Origin of the sequence: Paraburkholderia xenovorans, assembly GCF_046030735.1 — a bacterium.
Classification (GTDB): domain Bacteria; phylum Pseudomonadota; class Gammaproteobacteria; order Burkholderiales; family Burkholderiaceae; genus Paraburkholderia; species Paraburkholderia xenovorans_A.
In genome coordinates, this window is the sequence record NZ_JAQQBV010000010.1 from 165,310 (window position 1) to 182,439 (window position 17,130).

Below are 17,130 nucleotides of genomic sequence, written 5' to 3' on the forward strand. Positions count from 1 at the left end.
TGGGCCAACGAGTAGGGAGTTTTGTATGTCGATTTCACGCAATGACCTTGGGTTGACCTCGTCGATTGCACAGGCGCTCATTGACGCGGGTTGTGTCCAGTTTCGCATCGACGAGCCGTTTCGTTTGCCCTCCGGTTGGACGAGCCCCGTCTATATGGACTGCCGGCGTCTGATCTCTTTTCCGAGGCTGAGACGCGATCTGGTCAGCGAAGGGCTGCAACTTCTTCGTGACCGGAATTGCCTCGAAGGTGTCGACGCGATCGTGGGCGCGGAAGCAAGCGGTATCGCGCTAGCCGCGTGGATCGCCGACGCCCTCAGCCTGCCGATGCAATATGTGCGGAAGCAGGCAAAAGGTCTCGGACCGTCGCGACAGATCGAAGGCTTGATTGAGCGCGGTGAGCGTGTACTACTCGTCGACGATCTGATGGCCGCCGCCGAGTCGAAACGGGAATTTTGCCGCGCGCTGAATGAAGCGGGCGCGAAGCTTAAAGACATTTTTGTATTGTTCGAGTACGGCGTATTCCCAACAGCCGAAGTACTCAAACCTTGGGATGTGAGCGTCCATTCGCTGTGCAACTGGAACGATGTTCTCGTCGCGGCAAAGACCGGGAGCCTCGCGGATGATCGGGCCATCGACGAACTGGAGGCGTTCCTGCTCGATCCAGTCGCCTGGTCGCACGCACATGGCGGCATCGTCTGGACGCGGGGCTAATCCTGCTCCGGAGCCGCACAGTGCGCGTGCACATCCCGTTTAATTCTCTATATCAAAGACTCCATGGACGAACAGTTCAAGCAAAGCGCTCTCGCATACCACCAGAATCCGAAGCCCGGCAAGATTTCGGTCACGCCCACCAAACCACTGTCGAACCAGCTGGATCTGTCGCTGGCGTACTCGCCGGGCGTCGTCGCCGCGTGCATGGCGATCTACGACGAACCGCTCGACGCGCAGAAGTACACGTCGCGCGGTAACCTGGTCGGCGTGATCACGAACGGCACCGCCGTGCTCGGTCTCGGCAATATCGGCCCGCTCGCCGCGAAGCCGGTGATGGAAGGCAAGGGCTGCCTGTTCAAGAAGTTCAGAACCGGCGCTTTTACTTGCCAACGGACAGAAACAATTCAATCTTCAATGTCGCCAAAACGCAATCTGCTGGGCGGATAGCCGTAGAATTTGCGAAACGCCTGGGCATAGGCGCCTTCAGTCGAGTATCCGACAGCCATCGCCACGTCGATAATCCGCAAACCGCTCGCATGCATCTCAACTGCCTTCGCCATTCGGATCTGATTTCTCCATTGCTGGAATGACGTTCCGGTAGTCGCGTTGAAGTACCGCTGCAGAGTCTTGCTACTGACGCCTGCTTCATGCGCCCAATCGTCTATCGTCTTTGAGCTGCCTGGGTGCCGTTCGATTGCCCGGCATATCGCCGCGATGCGAGGGTCGTCCGGAATGCGAATAGCCGAGGGGATGGCTTTGGCGCGACGGATCTCGTTCACCAGAACATGAGCCTTTGCTCGAGCGACACTAGTCTCGTCTTTTCCCCATTTCTCTGCGTCAAGGATGAGCTCGCGAAGCAGCGGGCGCACCGGCAGTACGTATGGTTTGTCGTGGATCGGAAAATCGCTCCCGATGTACAAGCTGTAGTAGCAGAAGCTACGATCGATAGCGATACCGTGCTCGACTCCTTCAGGAATCCAGGCCCCACGATCCGGTGCGAGCCGGATGAGGCTGTTTTCCGTTTCCACCAGAACGCCGCCGAGTTGCGGATAAATGAGCTGACCGCAGGCGTGAGTGTGCGGGTCCGCTCGCGCAACTTCCCCGTGACGCACAACGCAGACAATCGAAGATGCCGCATGAGGGATGTCTAAGGATTTCAAACGCATCACCTGTCCACTTTTAACCGTTGATTGTCTTTTGTTCGTCGGCGAGAGACTGGACGAATCATTACATTGTAATGACTTCAACAACGACGGAGACGTCCATGTACATCGATCTTACCCTCTCAATCGACCAGAACGACCCGGTTATCGGCAAAGCCAGCAAGGATCCGAACAGCTACATGTCGCAAGGGCATATCGGTACTCACCTCGACGTGAATTTCGGACACGCGCTGCCGCCGGCTGAATACTGTCGCCGACGTGGGTGGATTGTCGACGTCAGCGGTGTCAGTCACGCGGAAATTGATGAGTCTGTTTTAAGCGGCATCGACTGGTCGGAGGGAGACTTCATCATGTTCCATACGGGACGAACGGCTGAATACCGGTACGGTAGTCCCGAGTACTTCAAGGAACATCCGCAACTGAACTGGACGTCGATTCACTCGATTGCCAAACGAAAGCCGGCTTTCATCGGACTCGATTTCGCCGGATTGCGGCGCGGGCCCGAACACAATCAGGCCGACTCGGTTTGTGCGGAACATGGCACCTATGTGATCGAAAACCTGGCGCGCCTCGGTGAACTTGTCGAGCGTGCTGGAGCCCGGCCATTCGAAGTCGTTACAGGTTGGACAGGGTTGGTTGGTGCGACTGGCCTGTCGTGCCGGGTCACTGCGATCGTCAAGTAACCAGGGGGAGACCAGCCATGCTGCAAGGGATCGCATCGGTGCCCGTAGCTTCGAGCTTTCGCAACGCGATGTCTCGCGTCGGAGCATCTGTTCACATTGTTACGAGCGCGGGGCCGGCCGGCAGGGTAGGCTTCACGGCCTCGGCCGTTTCGAGTGTGACTGACTCACCCCCCATTCTGCTTGTCTGCGTGAATCGTCTGGCTTCGTCTCACGAGCCGATACTGTCGAACGGTGTGCTGTGCGTCAACACGCTCGCAGAGGAACAGGAACCTTTGTCGAGACGGTTCAGCGAGAAAATTCCATTCGAGCAGCGTTTCGACGGCGCAGACTGGGGAACGTTGCGTACCGGTTCACCGGTACTTCAGCACGCGTTGGCATCCATGGATTGCAGGATTCTGGATGCGTTGGAGTACGGAACGCACAGCGTCATCATGGCGCAGGTGATCGATATGAAATATCGGCAGGATCGGGCACGAGGGCTGATCTACTTTGATCGGTGTTATCACGCAGTGGGGAGCGCATGAAATTAAATACCATAGGTGTAATGGGATCCGGCCAGCAACCATGGCGAGAACTGGCCGAGCCCTTGGGCGAATGGATTGCCAGAGCGGGGCATAACCTTCTGACCGGCGGCGGTCGCGGAGTCATGTCAGAGGTCTCGCGAGCGTTTACCGACGTGAAAAATCGCGCAGGCCGTGCGATCGGGATCGTACCTACACGAACAGATGAAGCGACGGGTTTCGTTGTGCTGGAAGGGTATCCGAATCCGTACGTAGAGGTTTCCATTGTTACTCCGCTGCCGCGTCGGGAGCCGGGTCAGAGCGTGGATGCGATCAATCGGAACCATGTCAATGTTCTCAGCAGCGACGTGATCGTCGCACTTCCAGGAGGGTTGGGGACTGCGCAGGAAATCGAAATCGCCCTTCGCTGGGGGAAACCGGTCGTCTGTTTCGGTACTCACGAGGCGCTCGCGAGACTACCCGCCGGCGCTCCGCGAGTAAGCACACTGGAAGAGGTGAAGAACTTCGTCAATAACTTGCTCTAGCCGAGGTCCGATGTCAGTAGATCGATGAATACTCGCATCTTTGCCGACATTAACCGGCGGGACGGGTAATAGATATAAAGCGGCAGTTGTTCCTGAGCCCATTCCGGAAACAGTTCGACAAGGCTGCCGTCGTCGAGCCATTGGTGTGCGCCGAGTTCCATCGTTTGTGTGATGCCGAGACCCGCCGCGCACACACTCAACTTCGTAGCGAGATCATTTACGGTCAACCGCCCCGATACGGGTACGGTCAGCACTTCGCCGTCGCGATGGAATTCCCACGGAAACGGCTGGCCGGTCGACGGGTCGCGGAATAGCAGGCATTCGTATCGGCCGTCGGCAAGCTCCAGTGGATGAGCCGGCCGGCCGTGCCGCGCGAGATAGCGAGCGGAACTGCAGGTCAGAATGCGGGTTTTCAAAAGCGGCCGTGCGACAAGAGACGACGCGTCAGGTGTGCCGAAGCGCACCGCCGCGTCGAAACCTTCCGCGATCAAATCCCCGAGCCTGTCCCGGACTATCAGGTCGACCTGAAGCGATTGTTGCGCCGACAAAAACTTCTCAAGTTTAGGCGCGAGTACGAAGCGGGCAAACCACGGGTCTACATTGACGCGCAATCGACCCCGGACCGTAATGGATGACCCTGCGGTCTCGGTCGCCGCATCTTCCATTTCGGCTAGCAGTGGCGCGACGCGCTGGTAGAAGCGTTGTCCCTCGTCGGTTAGCTTGACCGTGCGGGACGTGCGATCGAATAGCCGTATTCCAATGCGCCGTTCCATCCGGGCGATTGCGCGACTGATCGCTGAGGCGGTTACATCGAGCGCTTCTGCGGCTTGCACGAAGCTGCCGCTCTCGGCTACGGCAGCAAGAACGCCAATACCATTCAAAAGACGTGTATCGAAGACCATGGTTGTCGGTGAACTTAGGTATCTGTGATGTCGAGCCAACAGGCGGCCCTCCAATTGACAGATTCGTTGCCACTGCACCCTCCTGACTTTGGGCTGGGCATTGGCTGCGTCTTTGCACAATGAATGCCCAGCCCGAACAACGGTAATCACGGTTATGACGAACGCGTCACGCATCCCACTGTGGTGCGAACGGCGGGTTCACAAACCGCTGATTCTTCGGTAGAGCCGCAATCGTCGCTCTGTCGGAATCATCCAGACGGATCCTGAGTGCATCGAGGTTTGCTAGCTGACTCTCTCGCCGTTGAGCCTTTGGAATAGCCACGACGCCGGGCTGATCGAGCAACCACGCAATCGCGACCTGGGCCGCAGTAGCGCCGTGCTTCACGCCGATGCGCGAGAGAACAGGATCAGTTGCTGCGCGACCCTGTGCAAGCGGTGCATAGGCCACCAATGGAATATCCCGGGCGCGCAGGTACGCAAGCATTGCGTCCTGTTCAAGGAACGGGTGATATTCCACCTGATGACAGGCAATAGAAGTGCCGATATCTTCTACGACGATTTTCAGAAGCTGCATGTTGAAGTTGCATACGCCGATCGCTCGCGTAAGCCCTTCTTCTTGCAGTTGCTGAATGGTTTCAATGACTGCCGGCAAATCCATATTGGTCGACGGCCAATGAATCATGTACAGGTCTACGAAATCGACGCCTAGTTTCTCGAGACTGACGCCGAGCGATCGGCGGATGGCATCGGGTGCGAGATGCTCGTGCCAGACCTTTGTTGTGATGTGAAGAGCAGAACGTGCTATTCCTGACGCTGCAATAGCCGCGCCTACTGCCCCCTCGTTCTGATACATTTCTGCGGTATCGATGTGCCGATAGCCGAGTTCCAATGCACTTTCCACAACAGGTTGGCATTCGTTGCCGGGCATACGGAACGTGCCGAATCCGAGGCGGGGTATCGTCAAACCTTGTGTTTGAACTGTGTCCACAATTTTTCCCTGGCTGATGTCTAAAATTGACTGCAATGTATTGAGGATCGATAGATCGTCAGACGCGGCAACTGCTCACAGCTTGTTGTTGCCGGTCGGAGAACATGCCTGATTACGCGACGAGTCCTTTGAGGACATCGTCGAGAGGAATCTGGCCTTTACGGTGTTCGATACCCGCACCGCCCTCGAAGTCAATCCAACCCTCATTGAACCCATCGATCATCCGGATACGTGGCATCGGATATTGCATGCCTTGGGAGCGAAACAACGTCTCCCACGTATCGCGCGGCACCGGCACCATGTGCACAGGAAGACCCAGTGCGGCGCTGAATCCGGACGCGATGTCGTTTGCGCAATAGCGCGCAGGCCCCTCCAGTTCGACAATTCGCGCCCCGGTCCATTCGTCACGCAGAAGTTCAGCCGCGTTGCGTCCAATGTCGTCGGCGGCCACCATCGGTATGGGATGGTCTTGAGGTTGCAGGAAGCAGGGAATCGCGCCGGTGCGTGCCGCATCTACATCCCATGCTGCGTTCTCCATGAACCAGGCCGCGCGGAGCATGCACACCGGAATATCCAGCGTGCGAAGCATCTCTTCAGTCATTCTGGAGTTATTGAGCAGGTTCGGCTCCGTGACATGCGCACCGACGGTCGACAGAAAAACTACCCGTTTCGGCTGTGCGGTCTCCAGCGCTTTCCTGATCGCAACAGCATTAGCTTGCGTTTGCGGGAAGCCCGGCTGGGGATCGTAGTTCGGAGGTGTCATCAGGAACACGCCGTCGGCACCCTCAAAGGCCTTCGTAAGCGCATCGGCATCGCCGATTTCCGCAATGGCGATCTCGCAACCGAGCTCTGCCCACTGCCTGCTTTTCGCGGCGTCCCGGAGAACGGCTCGAACCGGCAGTCCTGCTTTCAAAAGCGATCGGGCGACGACACCGCCGACTTTCCCTGTAATTCCTGTAATTGCATACATTTGATTTAGTCCTTTAAACGGTATCGAACCTGTTGGGGCCGCGGATATAGCGTGGTTGAGCTTAAGCGCAACCACCTGCCAGATGAATATCCGGCGTGTCAGAAGTCATATGACTAAGTGTCATCAATAGACGAGGCAGTTTAATTAATTCGCAACGGTGTGGATTCAAGAGGCAAGAGGGGCGCACGTCAGGCGGCGAGCCGGGAATCAGTGACGTGAGTACAACGCATTGGTGCTGCTGCTGACGCTGCGAGCGCCGGAGGCGGACGTCCCGGAGGCGGACGTCCCGGAGGTGGCACTGCCGACGCCGGAGTCCGCGTTGGCCGGCGAGCCGTTTGTGGCAGCGATCCTGGCTTCTGCCGCCTGGATATCGCGCGGGTAGTAAAGATCGTTATTGCCTGGGCGATAACCGGCCTTTTCGAACTGTACGAGGTCGTCGCGCACCTGGGTACGGGTTACGGTGGAAGATTGTGCGTGGACCTGGCCGGCAAACGGAACGGCGAGAGCAGTGGCAACGACGAGTGTGAGTTGGCGGAGGTTCATGGCAAGTTTCCTTTGGGGTTCGGTTAAGAGAACAACGTAGGGTTCGGTATGAATTCTGGACAAAGGGAGATAAATCTTAAATAGCATCGAGGTAATCTCACTAATGCCAAATGATCATGAAGAGCATTGCTGGGAAGTCGTGCCATCCCGTCAGAATCCGTTCGCCAAAGCCACTGATCAATGCCTCGGCGGCATATATCAAATGACATGACTGTCATCGCGAAAACACGTGTCGGCGCACAGAATTTCCCCAACGAACGATGCGAATCTGGAGGGGCACATGTTTGCGGTTACCGGAATTACCGGGCAGATAGGTGGGGTTGTTGCGCGTGTTCTGCTTGCGGCAGGCGTAGATGTGCGCGGAGTGGTTCGTAATCCTGCCAAAGGAGACGAATGGAAAAACCAGGGGTGCGAGATGGCGATAGCCGAACTGAACGACGCAGTCGCGTTGGCGCGTGCCTTTGATGGGGCTGAAGCTGTTTTTATTTCTCTACCCCTGAATCTCGATCCGGCCCCCGGATGTCCAGAGGCGAAGGCTGCAATTGCCGCGTTTAGCGACGCGCTGACCGTGTCGAGGCCCAAGCGTGTCGTTTTCCTGTCCGCAATCGGCGCTCACGCAACGCAGCCTAATCTGTTGCAGCAATTTGGCATGGCGGAGCGCGCATTCCGCTTGTTGCCTATGCCAGTCACCTGCCTCCGCGCAGGATGGTTCATGGAAAACGCCGCGCTGGACTTGGAACCAGCGCTCGCGTCTGGTGTTATTCCAAGTTTCGTTTATTCGTTAGACAAGCCAGTTCCGATGGTGGCAACTGCCGACGTAGGACGCGTTGCGGCTAGCCTGCTTCGCCAGAACTGGAGCGACCACCGGATCATCGAACTCGAAGGACCGCGCCGGACGACCCCGAACGAAGTCGCTGAAGTGTTTTCTCGACTATTAGGTAAGGAAATACGGATGGAACCTGTGGCTCGGGTTACGTGGGAGAGGCTATTTGTATCGCAAGGAATGAAAAATCCGTTACCGCGTATCCAGATGTTAGAGGGATTCAACGAAGGATGGATTGAGTTTGAATTCCCGACGCGCACGGTCAAAGGAAGTGTTCCGCTGGAAACAGTACTGCGTGGGCTGCTTCATCACATGTGTCAGGTCGTGTGAAGTGAAATCGTCCGGCAGCATCGTCAGTCCGGTTTTTTACATTCTGCCTGTTGTCCCGATATCCCGATCTCAACGCGAGGCCGGCCAGCCGCGCACAGCACATGCGCTGCGGGGCAGTGTGCTCATCGTCAATGCTCAATGGTCAAGACATCAATGAATTTTTGTCACCATTACCGTGACACGGACGCGCTTCGTGAATCCGTTCGGGAAATCTATACTCGGTAAGACAGGGACGCTTATTCGCCACAGCCTCGTCAATCAGCATCGCAAAGAGAAATCTGGTCAATTACTTCGGATAACTTTTAATTTATCACGAACCGTAATCGACTCGCGTGAAACGGGGCAGTCGCAGGTTGCCAGTCGGCTCTTACTTTCCGCGTTGCTGTTGTACTCACAGCGGCAGCGCTATTCGACAATCCTTCTTAGGGTACACATGTTTTCGATTCTCGGAATAACGGGCAAGGTGGGGGGAGCAGTGGCCCGATCGCTTCTTGCCGCGGGCCAGCCAGTGCGCGCGATCGTGCGCAGTCAGGAAAAGGGCCGCGTCTGGGCGGAGCGTGGCTGCGAGGTGTGTGTCGCGGACCTGGACGATCAACAGTCACTGATCCCCGCGTTTCAGGGCTCAAAAAGTGTCTTTGTCATGCTGCCGTCGAATTTCGATCAGGCTGACGGATTTCCCGAGACGGTCAGCATGGTGACTTCCATTCGCCATGCACTTGAGACGGCGCGCCCGCAGAAAGTGGTCTGTCTGTCGACGATTGGCGCGCAAGCGACTCAGTCAAACTTGCTGAGCAAGCTTGGGATCATGGAGCGGAGCCTTAGCGTGCTGCCGATGTCCGTCATCTTTTTGCGCGCGGCCTGGTTTATGGAGAATGCTGCGCGGGACATTCAAGCGGCCATGACAACCGGAACGATTGCCAGCTTCTTGCAGCCGCTCGACAAACCTGTGCCGATGGTTTCGACGGAGGACATTGGTCAGGTCGGGGCGGAACTACTCCAATGCGATGACGCGACACTCCGTGTCGTTGAGCTTGAAGGGCCACAGCGGGTGACGCCGGCTGAAATTGCAGCCGCGCTCAGCAAACTGCTCGCACGGCCGGTGTGTGCCGAGGTTGTCCCCAGACAGACGTGGGCCGAGCTGTTCCGCTCGCAAGGGGCGTCCAATCCTGAACCGCGCATGCGAATGCTCGACGGTTTTAATGAAGGATGGATCGAATTCGACAGCGACGAATCCGCGATAAGGAAGGGTTCTATCACGATCGATCAGGCGCTGACACGTTTGGTACAGCGAATTTCACAATGAAGCAGTAACGGCCGGCAGATAGCTTTTTGCTTGTGTCCATGCGATCCACTACCACCATTACTATTTCAGGATTCTGCATATGGTCAAGAAAACGCATGTGGTTTGGCAACTGATACCGTTTTCTGCGGTGGCGTTTCTGGGCTTTCTCGCGGTTGGTCTTCCATTACCCGTGCTGTCGCTTTACGTTCACGAAAGCTTAGGTTTCGGCACGCTCATTGTCGGCGGTGTAATTGGTCTACAGTCGCTCGCTACGCTTTTGACGCGCCAGTACGCCGGTCGATTGTCGGATACACGTGGTCCCAAGCTTACGTCTTTGGTGGGACTCATTGTCGCGTCCTTAGCGGGACTGTTTTATCTGGTTGCCGGCACCCTGACTCAGCACCCGGCGGAAAGTCTGGCGTTAATTTGCGCTGGGCGCTTGCTTCTCGGCCTGGCGGAAAGCCTGTTCATTACGGCATTGGCCGCGTGGAGTATCGGTCGTGTTGGTTCTGAATATGCAGGCCGAGCGATGGCGTGGTCGGGCATTGCGATGTATGCCGCGCTTGCTGTCGGCGCTCCCGTGGGTTTGGCCATCTATCGTGCCGCGGGCTTCAGAGTCGTTGCGGTGTGTGCGGTACTTGCGCCACTTCTGGGCGCACTGGTTGCAAGCGGATGGAAGGCCTTTGCCGTCGAACGGGCAACACAGCACACATCTTTTTTACACGTGCTGCGCATGATCTGGGTACCAGGACTTGGCATGGCGCTGGCGTCTTCCGGCGTAGGTACGGTCAGTGCCTTTCTACCGCTGCGTTACAGCATGGCGGCGTGGCCTCATGCGGGTTTCGCGCTTGCTGCCTTTGGCGCTGCTTATATTTTGGTGCGTCTCCTACTGGGTGGGCTTCCTGATCGATTAGGTGGGTATCGGACAGGTCTCGCATCGCTCTTCGCAGAGACCATTGGGCTTGGATTGATCGGGTTGGCCAGTAACCCTCTGATCGCGCTGGTCGGAGCCACGATTACCGGGCTAGGCTATTCGCTTGTCTTCCCCTCTCTCGGCGTAGAGGCAATGCGGCGCGTGCCTGGAGAAAACCGAGGGCTGGTAATAGGCGCATATCTGGCGTGCTTCGATCTGGGGCTTGCGATCGCCGGTCCTGGCGCCGGCGCGGTCGCACGATTCTACGGAATACCCGGTGCGTTTACCGTTGCAACGGTAGCTGCGGTTTCTGCCTTGTTACTGATCTGCGTCGACTGGCGATGGCTGAGGAAATTCGGACCGATCGGAAATCCAGATTTGACGTAACCGCTGCGATGAAATGCAGTCGCCAACCTATGGCGCTTCGGTTCCCGCGCCGCTATTAAAGCGGAACCCAGTCGTGCGTAGCACTAGAGTGACCTTAATCAAGGAGTTTGACATGTTGAATCGACGAGCGATGATAAAAACAGTGGGCGCGCTTTCTCTTGCTGCGTCGGCCCTGACGACAAAGTCTGTGTTGGCGCAACGGAATACTACGGTCGTGGCTGGGGGTTCTCGCGCTGCTGAATTGCCGCGCGGCGTTACGTTGCTTTCCATTAATCAGCGCGATGGTTCCGAAACGTTGGGCGTTAAAACGCCCAATGGCATCCTCGATGTCGTAAAGGCCAACGTGTTGCTTAATACGAACGTTCCTGTGACGCTGGAAGCATTGTTGCGTGGTGGCGCGGGCGCGGAATTGACATCGCTGGTCGCGGCGGCGGCTCGCAATCCGGCCGCTGCGTCCGCCTATATCCCTGAATCGTCGATACGGTACGGCAGGCTGTTTACTTCGCCCGGCAAGATCGTCTGCGTGGGATTGAACTATCGTGAGCACGTAGAAGAGACGCATGAAGAATTGCCCAAGGTACCCATTCTGTTCAACAAGTACAACAACACGCTCGCAGCGCACCGGTCAACGATCAAGTTGCCGCCGCGCGATGTGGCCTACAAGTTCGACTATGAAACAGAACTTCTTATTGTGATCGGCAAGACTGCACGCAATGTATCTGAAGCTGACGCGCTCGATTACGTCGCCGGCTATGCGGTAGGTCATGACTTCACGGCACGGGATCTGCAGATGGACACCGGAGGACAATGGATGGTGGGTAAAACGTTGGATGACTTCGCGCCGATCGGGCCGTATTTCGTGTCGGCCGATGTCGTGGGTGACCCGAACAACCTGTCACTCCAAACGCGGGTTAACGGTCAAGTCCGGCAATCGAGCAATACGAGTCGGTTCATCTTCAACACACAAGCGATGATCGCCTACACGTCGAAGCTGTTCGCGCTTGAGCCGGGCGACATTATTTTTACGGGCACGCCGCCTGGCGTTATTCTCGGCAAGCCAAAAGATCAGCAGATCTGGCTTAAGGCGGGAGACAAAATCGAAAGTACGATAGAAAAACTTGGCACCTTGCAGTTCGATCTGGCGTAACGGCTGTGCCCTGGGCGGGAGAGTATTGAGTATTGAGGGGAACGCTGGCTTTGTCGGCTTCCCGCCTTTTCACGTATTGACGCAAATCGGAGCCGACATTTCGCTCAACATAGACGGCCCAATAAGCAATTCAAGTTTTTCGTCGTTCTGTCGTAATACGATTGAAACCTGAAAGGAGAAGCGAATGGGTATTTCGATCAACTCTGCGAACGTCACACCACTTGCTGGCCCCGATTCTGCACTTAACCTCACGGCTTCGGCATTGAGTCTCCCGACTTCGCCGGATACTCCATCAGCCGTCACCATTACCGCGGTTGATCCACAAGACCACAGCCGCCTCGACAAATACCTGAAGGCCTTGGGCGCACCTTTGCAGATGGGCATCGACGCACAGAACATTGCCAATGCACTTGTTCCGATAATGCAGTCGCTCATTAAAGAGCGCCCCGATCTGGCCAGCACCCAGTTCGATTTCTCGTCGGACAGCGGCACCATTGCCGTCACGTCAAAAACGATGAGCGATGCGGACAAAACATGGCTTCAAACGAAGTTAAACAGCGATGGCTCTCTGGTTCAAGCCGTGAGATCGTTTCATGACGACGCCGTCGCGGGCTATGCGACCTGGGCAGAGGCCGATGGCGATCCGCTTTCGCCATCCGAGTCTGACGCGGTAAGTAAGCAGGCGGATGGGCTGACGAGTTTCATGGATCTGTTCAAGAATCTGGGGACCGACGCCCAAGCCTACCTGATGACCGGAGGCACATACCACACGCCCAATGGTGCAAAGATGGATTTTTCGCGCGACCCAGGCAGCGCGACGGGTTTCCTTAGCTTTATGCAAAGTGTCCAATCAGCGTCGGACGGCACGGCCACCTTTACGACTTCATCCGGGCAGTCGATGTACGGCGTCCTTCGGATGAACATCTTCGAAATGAATAGCCAGGCTATGCCGAACTTCTTTCCGCCGTCGGAAACCCGATCGCTCGGGGTTGATGAGACGGCTTGAGTTCCAAATCTCCGCCTGCGCATCAATTTCTCCATTACCTCGGGGCACACACGGCACTGTGCCCTACGCTTAAGTCGTCTCGCGCTCGTCACGTTGCCGTGATTCAAGAACCGCGTCCGCGAATTCGACGAACCCGGCGCCGCCAGGACCATTCGCGATCCATCTGGGTGGAATGGGTAATTGAGGCAAATAATCAATGACGGTGCTTACGCCAATCGTATGCTTGAAGAACCCAAACATCGGCGCGTCGTTAGTCGAGTCGCCGGAATAGGCGACTAGTTCCGTAGCTGACTGTGCATCAACCCCGTAATTTTCAGCGAGTATCCGCAGTGACATCGATAGCTTGTCGTAGCCGCCAATCCAACCCAGTATCCAAAGGTTGTTGATGGTTGCATCGGCTCCCGCGCCGATGAGTGCCTCAACGATTCGATGATCTGCATCCGTTCCGGTACGCCTGTAAGCCAGACTGGTCAGTCGAAAGACCTGATCGTCCGCCTGCTGCGCGTGCGGCACAGCTATCTCGACTATTTCTGCAATCGAGCGAAGCCGATTGCGTATGTCTTCAAGGCTGTCCGACGGATGCCAGTGATGCCGTTCGACGTCATGTCCGTGTGGACTGCGACGAAAAAAGAGGCCGCCATTCTCTGCAATAACGCCATCTACCGGCCACATGCGTGCCATCTGATCGCACCACCCGGCAGGCGCTGCGGTAACGGGTATTACGCAGATGCCGCTGGCCTGCAACCGCTCAAGCGCCCTGTAGGTGTCGGCGGACAATCGGCCTCGATAAGTCAACGTCTCATCCATGTCGGTGAGTACGAATTGGACGGCGGAAAACTGATGCGCTGGCGCCAAAGACAAATTCTGCATACTGTCAGCTATTGAATGAACGTCCTCAATTATGAGGACGGATGGAGGAGCCGTTATGCCGATTTTATGATTGCTTATCGCAACTCAGGGTTAAAGGTGAACATTTCCGCGGCGATGTTCCATAACAATATCTTCACTGTCGCGCTTCAAGAAGCACTCGACGATAGTCGCGAAGTACGGTGGACATTCCTGCATCGGATAATGACCGCAATTTTGGATGACCTGCAATTCGGCGTTCGGATGCCACGCAAGGAATGTCTTTTTCATTGCCTGCGCATCGAGTCCCGGATCCTTATCGCCCACGATGACCAGATACGGTATGTCGAGCCCTCGAACATCGTCGACAAAGTTTGCACCTACCATCATGTCCAGGTATCGCAACCGACACTCGGGCGCGACCCTTTCCCGGTTTTGCCGCAGCTTGTAATTTGCCCACTCATCCGAAAGTCCGCCGGTGACGTATTTGACGAGCCGTCGGAACGACTCGTCGTCTTTGCTCGTGCTCGCAAAGAATGCAAGGGCTTCAGGGTTCAACCGGTTTCCAGCCGCAGAGATCGGGCACACGGCAATCGCGCCCTTGATGCGATGTGGAGCGTCCGCAGCCATGCGTTGCGTGATCATCCCGGTCATGGAATGGCCAATCACATGAAAGCGTTCCCAGCCAAGTTGATCGACGAGTGAAAAGCAGTCGGCGGCAATCTCTTCGATCGTGAAAGAACCGGTCAACTCGATGGATTGTCCATAACCGCGCAAGTCGACGAACACGTACGTGAAGGTACGGGGGTCGAGATAGGCCATTAGCGCATCGTAGTTCGAGTGGTCTCCAAGCCAGTCATGCATGACCAGCACGTGATTCAAGCCATTCCCGAGTTGCGTGTATCCCAGGCGAATATCGGATGCCGGGCAGAAGTGAATTCGCGATTTCATTTCAAGGAGTTCCTTTTTGGGTGCGGAAACCAAAAAAAACGCCCTCCCGGCGAACCGGGAGGGCGTCTTGAAACTGCTTCCATCCTATCAATCGGCCATGCACCAGTCAACCGGTGTCAGCGAGGGCCTCCCGACCTCATCCTCAATGTTCCCCTTTTTGGGGGATGTTTCCTCCTTGCTAAAAACTCGAAGATGGCTTCACTCGGGATGCCGCCGCGTGCCACAGGCACCGTCTGGATTGTGTCAGCCCGATCCATTTCTCGACCTGAGGAGACGTAGATGCAGGACGCCGTGCAGGGAGCGACACCATCCCCTTATGCCTATCCGCTGCTGATCAAACAACTGCTGCATACAGCGTTCGTTCAGGCACCGGATCAGGAAATCGTGTACCGCGGCCAGCTGCGGATGACCTATTCCACGCTGAGAGAACGCATTGCGCGGCTCGCCAACGGCCTTCACGAGCTCGGAGTGCGGCACGGCAGCACCGTGGCCGTCATGGACTGGGACAGTCACCGCTATCTGGAATCGTATTTTGCGGTGCCGATGATGGGCGCCGTGCTTCAGACGGTCAACGTGAGGTTGTCGGAGGCCGAGATCGCCTACACGATCAACCACGCTGGCGCAGAAGTGCTGTTTGTCCACACCGATTTCCTGCCCGTGGTCGAAGCGATCAAGGATCAGCTTGAAACGGTCCGTACCTTCGTATGGATCGACGAACCAGGCAGTGAACCCGGCGCGCACACCATTGCATTCGCCACCGAATACGAGGCGATGCTCGCTGCAAGCGCGACGAGCTACGATTTCCCCGACTTCGACGAGAATACCCGGGCCACCACTTTCTACACGACAGGAACCACCGGACTGCCCAAGGGCGTGTACTTCTCGCACCGTCAACTGGTTCTGCACACCATCACCCTGATGGCGGCGCTGTCGAGTCCGGTATCGGGACAGCGCTTTCATCGCGGCGACGTTTATATGCCGCTGACTCCGATGTTCCATGTGCATGCGTGGGGCATGCCCTACATCGCGACGGTGATGGGCGTGAAGCAGGTCTATCCGGGCCGTTATGTGCCCGATCGTCTGGTGCAACTGATCCGCGAAGAAGAGGTCACGTTTTCGCACTGCGTCAGCACGATCCTGCACATGCTGCTCTCGTGCGACGACGCGAAGCACACGGACTTCAGCAAATGGAAGGTCATCATCGGTGGCGGCGCGTTGCCGCACGGTCTCGCGCGCGCCGCGCTCGACCGCGGCATCGACATCTTTACCGGCTACGGCATGTCCGAAACGTGTCCCGTGTTGAGCCTCGCGCAACTTCCGCCGCACAGCGAGCCGCTCGATCTCGAAGAAGAGGTGCGCTTGCGCTGCAAGACGGGTTTCCCCGTTCCGCTCGTCGACTTGCGCATCGTCAACGAGGACATGCACGACATCGTGCACGACGGCCGCGCGTACGGCGAGATCGTTGCGCGTGCTCCGTGGCTGACGCAGGGCTACCTGAACAATCCGGATGCGTCCGCGCAGCTCTGGACGGGTGGCTACCTGCATACGCAGGACATCGCGAACATCGACGCGACCGGCAACATCCAGATCACGGACCGTATCAAGGACGTCATCAAATCGGGCGGCGAGTGGATCTCTTCACTCGAAATCGAAAGCCTGATTTCGCTGCACCCGGATGTCTCGGAAGTCGCGGTGATCGGGATCAAGGACGAAAAATGGGGTGAACGGCCCGTTGCGCTAGTGGTGCGCAAGTCCGGCACCGCGCTCACCGAGGAGGACATCAAGGCGCACGTCATGGGATTCGCCAAAACCGGACGGATCTCGAAGTACGCAGTGCCGCAGATCGTCAAGTTCGTCGATGCACTGCAAAAAACGAGCGTCGGCAAGATGAACAAGAAGTGGTTGCGCGAGCAATTCGCCTGACCCGTCGCAAGGAGCACACACGATGAGTATCAAAGGATATAGCGTCGCCGCGATCGACGACTTCGTTGGCCGCGAACTGGGCGTGTCGGACTGGGTCGTCGTCGATCAGGCACGTATCGACGCGTTCGCGACATGCACCGGCGACAGGCAGTGGATTCACGTGGATCCCGAACGCGCAAAACGCGAAAGCCCGTTCGGCGGCACGATCGCGCACGGCTATCTGACGCTGTCGCTGCTGGCGTCGCTCGCGATCGAGATCGGACTCATTCCTGAGGACGCATCCGCTGGACTGAACTACGGGCTGGACAAAGTGCGTTTCATGACACCGGTGAAAGCGGGCGCCCGAGTGAGAAACCGCGTAACGCTGATTTCGGTGGAAAAGAAGAACGGCGGCCGGATCATCGTGAAGACGATGAACGAATTGCAGATCGAGGGCGAGGAAAAGCCGGCGCTCATCGCCGAGACATTGGCGATGCTGGTCTCGCAAGCGTAAGCAGCGCTATTGACGAAACGGAT

18 protein-coding genes and 1 pseudogene are annotated in these 17,130 nt (G+C 56.9%); 12 read left to right on the forward strand and 7 right to left on the reverse strand.

Annotated elements, in window-relative coordinates; all coding sequences use genetic code 11:
* Positions 1 to 25: 25 nt before the first annotated feature.
* Together PQQ51_RS12355 and PQQ51_RS12360 are read left to right on the forward strand one after the other, a co-directional pair.
* Positions 26 to 712 carry an orotate phosphoribosyltransferase gene (locus PQQ51_RS12355; protein WP_408497062.1) on the forward strand — a complete coding sequence of 229 codons (687 nt, stop codon included), beginning with the start codon at positions 26 to 28 and terminating at the stop codon, positions 710 to 712.
* A 63-nt stretch (positions 713 to 775) separates the two neighbouring features.
* Positions 776 to 1,078 (forward strand): annotated as a pseudogene (locus PQQ51_RS12360) (NADP-dependent malic enzyme); the annotation flags it as partial.
* Positions 1,079 to 1,116: 38 nt separating this feature from the next.
* Here PQQ51_RS12360 and PQQ51_RS12365 read toward each other — a convergent pair.
* The gene (locus PQQ51_RS12365) at positions 1,117 to 1,878 is read right to left on the reverse strand and encodes a helix-turn-helix domain-containing protein (protein ID WP_408497063.1); all 762 of its coding nucleotides are present in this window, start codon (positions 1,876 to 1,878) and stop codon (positions 1,117 to 1,119) included.
* Positions 1,879 to 1,976: 98 nt separating this feature from the next.
* Between PQQ51_RS12365 and PQQ51_RS12370 the strand changes: the two genes are divergently transcribed.
* Genes PQQ51_RS12370 through PQQ51_RS12380 form a run of 3 tightly spaced genes read left to right on the forward strand, consistent with a single transcriptional unit; the run spans position 1,977 to position 3,603 of the window.
* The gene (locus PQQ51_RS12370; RefSeq protein ID WP_408497064.1) at positions 1,977 to 2,558 is read left to right on the forward strand and encodes a cyclase family protein; all 582 of its coding nucleotides are present in this window, start codon (positions 1,977 to 1,979) and stop codon (positions 2,556 to 2,558) included.
* Positions 2,559 to 2,575: 17 nt separating this feature from the next.
* Positions 2,576 to 3,082: a flavin reductase family protein gene (locus tag PQQ51_RS12375; RefSeq protein ID WP_408497065.1), complete on the forward strand. Its 507-nt coding sequence runs from the start codon at positions 2,576 to 2,578 to the stop codon at positions 3,080 to 3,082.
* Positions 3,079 to 3,603, forward strand: coding sequence for an SLOG cluster 4 domain-containing protein (locus PQQ51_RS12380; RefSeq protein ID WP_408497066.1), 525 nt, complete (start codon positions 3,079 to 3,081; stop codon positions 3,601 to 3,603). The genes PQQ51_RS12375 and PQQ51_RS12380 overlap by 4 nt, the downstream gene beginning before the upstream one ends.
* Here the strand turns inward: PQQ51_RS12380 and PQQ51_RS12385 are convergent.
* The 4 genes from PQQ51_RS12385 to PQQ51_RS12400 all read right to left on the reverse strand — a co-directional run bounded on the left by PQQ51_RS12385 (position 3,600) and on the right by PQQ51_RS12400 (position 7,006).
* The gene (locus tag PQQ51_RS12385) at positions 3,600 to 4,505 is read right to left on the reverse strand and encodes a LysR family transcriptional regulator (RefSeq protein WP_408497067.1); all 906 of its coding nucleotides are present in this window, start codon (positions 4,503 to 4,505) and stop codon (positions 3,600 to 3,602) included. The two genes, PQQ51_RS12380 and PQQ51_RS12385, sit on opposite strands and share 4 nt — an antisense overlap.
* Positions 4,506 to 4,671: 166 nt before the next feature.
* Positions 4,672 to 5,493 carry an aldo/keto reductase gene (locus tag PQQ51_RS12390; protein ID WP_408497068.1) on the reverse strand — a complete coding sequence of 274 codons (822 nt, stop codon included), beginning with the start codon at positions 5,491 to 5,493 and terminating at the stop codon, positions 4,672 to 4,674.
* A 112-nt stretch (positions 5,494 to 5,605) separates the two neighbouring features.
* Complete coding sequence (locus PQQ51_RS12395) at positions 5,606 to 6,463, reverse strand: NmrA family NAD(P)-binding protein (protein WP_408497069.1); 858 nt, start codon at positions 6,461 to 6,463, stop codon at positions 5,606 to 5,608.
* Between the two features lie 207 nt (positions 6,464 to 6,670).
* Positions 6,671 to 7,006, reverse strand: coding sequence for a DUF4148 domain-containing protein (locus PQQ51_RS12400; protein WP_408497070.1), 336 nt, complete (start codon positions 7,004 to 7,006; stop codon positions 6,671 to 6,673).
* A gap of 280 nt (positions 7,007 to 7,286) precedes the next feature.
* Between PQQ51_RS12400 and PQQ51_RS12405 the strand changes: the two genes are divergently transcribed.
* The 5 genes from PQQ51_RS12405 (at position 7,287) to PQQ51_RS12425 (ending at position 12,894) form a co-directional block, all read left to right on the forward strand.
* Positions 7,287 to 8,159 (forward strand): NmrA family NAD(P)-binding protein, encoded by an 873-nt coding sequence (locus PQQ51_RS12405; protein ID WP_408497071.1) that lies wholly within the window; start codon positions 7,287 to 7,289, stop codon positions 8,157 to 8,159.
* Between the two features lie 193 nt (positions 8,160 to 8,352).
* Positions 8,353 to 9,462 carry an NmrA family NAD(P)-binding protein gene (locus tag PQQ51_RS12410; protein WP_408497072.1) on the forward strand — a complete coding sequence of 370 codons (1,110 nt, stop codon included), beginning with the start codon at positions 8,353 to 8,355 and terminating at the stop codon, positions 9,460 to 9,462.
* 79 nt (positions 9,463 to 9,541) lie between these two features.
* Positions 9,542 to 10,741, forward strand: coding sequence for an MFS transporter (locus PQQ51_RS12415; RefSeq protein WP_408497073.1), 1,200 nt, complete (start codon positions 9,542 to 9,544; stop codon positions 10,739 to 10,741).
* 112 nt (positions 10,742 to 10,853) lie between these two features.
* Positions 10,854 to 11,888 carry a fumarylacetoacetate hydrolase family protein gene (locus tag PQQ51_RS12420; protein WP_408497074.1) on the forward strand — a complete coding sequence of 345 codons (1,035 nt, stop codon included), beginning with the start codon at positions 10,854 to 10,856 and terminating at the stop codon, positions 11,886 to 11,888.
* Positions 11,889 to 12,072: 184 nt separating this feature from the next.
* Complete coding sequence (locus tag PQQ51_RS12425) at positions 12,073 to 12,894, forward strand: hypothetical protein (RefSeq protein WP_408497075.1); 822 nt, start codon at positions 12,073 to 12,075, stop codon at positions 12,892 to 12,894.
* A gap of 69 nt (positions 12,895 to 12,963) precedes the next feature.
* On the opposite strand, the gene PQQ51_RS12430 is transcribed toward PQQ51_RS12425, so the two are convergent.
* A complete protein-coding gene (locus tag PQQ51_RS12430; RefSeq protein WP_408497076.1) occupies positions 12,964 to 13,764 on the reverse strand; it encodes an HAD-IIB family hydrolase in 801 nt (266 codons plus the stop codon).
* Between the two features lie 90 nt (positions 13,765 to 13,854).
* On the reverse strand, positions 13,855 to 14,691 hold the full coding sequence (locus tag PQQ51_RS12435; RefSeq protein ID WP_408497077.1) for an alpha/beta fold hydrolase: 837 nt from the start codon (positions 14,689 to 14,691) through the stop codon (positions 13,855 to 13,857).
* A 279-nt stretch (positions 14,692 to 14,970) separates the two neighbouring features.
* Here PQQ51_RS12435 and PQQ51_RS12440 point away from each other — a divergent pair, with 279 nt between their 5' ends.
* Positions 14,971 to 16,614 carry a fatty acid--CoA ligase gene (locus PQQ51_RS12440; RefSeq protein ID WP_408497078.1) on the forward strand — a complete coding sequence of 548 codons (1,644 nt, stop codon included), beginning with the start codon at positions 14,971 to 14,973 and terminating at the stop codon, positions 16,612 to 16,614.
* A 22-nt stretch (positions 16,615 to 16,636) separates the two neighbouring features.
* Positions 16,637 to 17,107: a MaoC family dehydratase gene (locus PQQ51_RS12445; RefSeq protein ID WP_408497079.1), complete on the forward strand. Its 471-nt coding sequence runs from the start codon at positions 16,637 to 16,639 to the stop codon at positions 17,105 to 17,107.
* The last annotated feature ends 23 nt before the right edge of the window (positions 17,108 to 17,130 follow it).

What these genes read in the sequence shown, in the direction of transcription:
- PQQ51_RS12355 (WP_408497062.1), top strand. Translation starts at nt 26, where the DNA reads ATGTCGATTTCACGCAATGACCTTGGGTTGACCTCGTCGATTGCACAG.
- PQQ51_RS12365 (WP_408497063.1), bottom strand. Translation starts at nt 1,878, where the DNA reads ATGCGTTTGAAATCCTTAGACATCCCTCATGCGGCATCTTCGATTGTC.
- PQQ51_RS12370 (WP_408497064.1), top strand. Translation starts at nt 1,977, where the DNA reads ATGTACATCGATCTTACCCTCTCAATCGACCAGAACGACCCGGTTATC.
- PQQ51_RS12375 (WP_408497065.1), top strand. Translation starts at nt 2,576, where the DNA reads ATGCTGCAAGGGATCGCATCGGTGCCCGTAGCTTCGAGCTTTCGCAAC.
- PQQ51_RS12380 (WP_408497066.1), top strand. Translation starts at nt 3,079, where the DNA reads ATGAAATTAAATACCATAGGTGTAATGGGATCCGGCCAGCAACCATGG.
- PQQ51_RS12385 (WP_408497067.1), bottom strand. Translation starts at nt 4,505, where the DNA reads ATGGTCTTCGATACACGTCTTTTGAATGGTATTGGCGTTCTTGCTGCC.
- PQQ51_RS12395 (WP_408497069.1), bottom strand. Translation starts at nt 6,463, where the DNA reads ATGTATGCAATTACAGGAATTACAGGGAAAGTCGGCGGTGTCGTCGCC.
- PQQ51_RS12400 (WP_408497070.1), bottom strand. Translation starts at nt 7,006, where the DNA reads ATGAACCTCCGCCAACTCACACTCGTCGTTGCCACTGCTCTCGCCGTT.
- PQQ51_RS12405 (WP_408497071.1), top strand. Translation starts at nt 7,287, where the DNA reads ATGTTTGCGGTTACCGGAATTACCGGGCAGATAGGTGGGGTTGTTGCG.
- PQQ51_RS12415 (WP_408497073.1), top strand. Translation starts at nt 9,542, where the DNA reads ATGGTCAAGAAAACGCATGTGGTTTGGCAACTGATACCGTTTTCTGCG.
- PQQ51_RS12420 (WP_408497074.1), top strand. Translation starts at nt 10,854, where the DNA reads ATGTTGAATCGACGAGCGATGATAAAAACAGTGGGCGCGCTTTCTCTT.
- PQQ51_RS12425 (WP_408497075.1), top strand. Translation starts at nt 12,073, where the DNA reads ATGGGTATTTCGATCAACTCTGCGAACGTCACACCACTTGCTGGCCCC.
- PQQ51_RS12430 (WP_408497076.1), bottom strand. Translation starts at nt 13,764, where the DNA reads ATGCAGAATTTGTCTTTGGCGCCAGCGCATCAGTTTTCCGCCGTCCAA.
- PQQ51_RS12435 (WP_408497077.1), bottom strand. Translation starts at nt 14,691, where the DNA reads ATGAAATCGCGAATTCACTTCTGCCCGGCATCCGATATTCGCCTGGGA.
- PQQ51_RS12440 (WP_408497078.1), top strand. Translation starts at nt 14,971, where the DNA reads ATGCAGGACGCCGTGCAGGGAGCGACACCATCCCCTTATGCCTATCCG.
- PQQ51_RS12445 (WP_408497079.1), top strand. Translation starts at nt 16,637, where the DNA reads ATGAGTATCAAAGGATATAGCGTCGCCGCGATCGACGACTTCGTTGGC.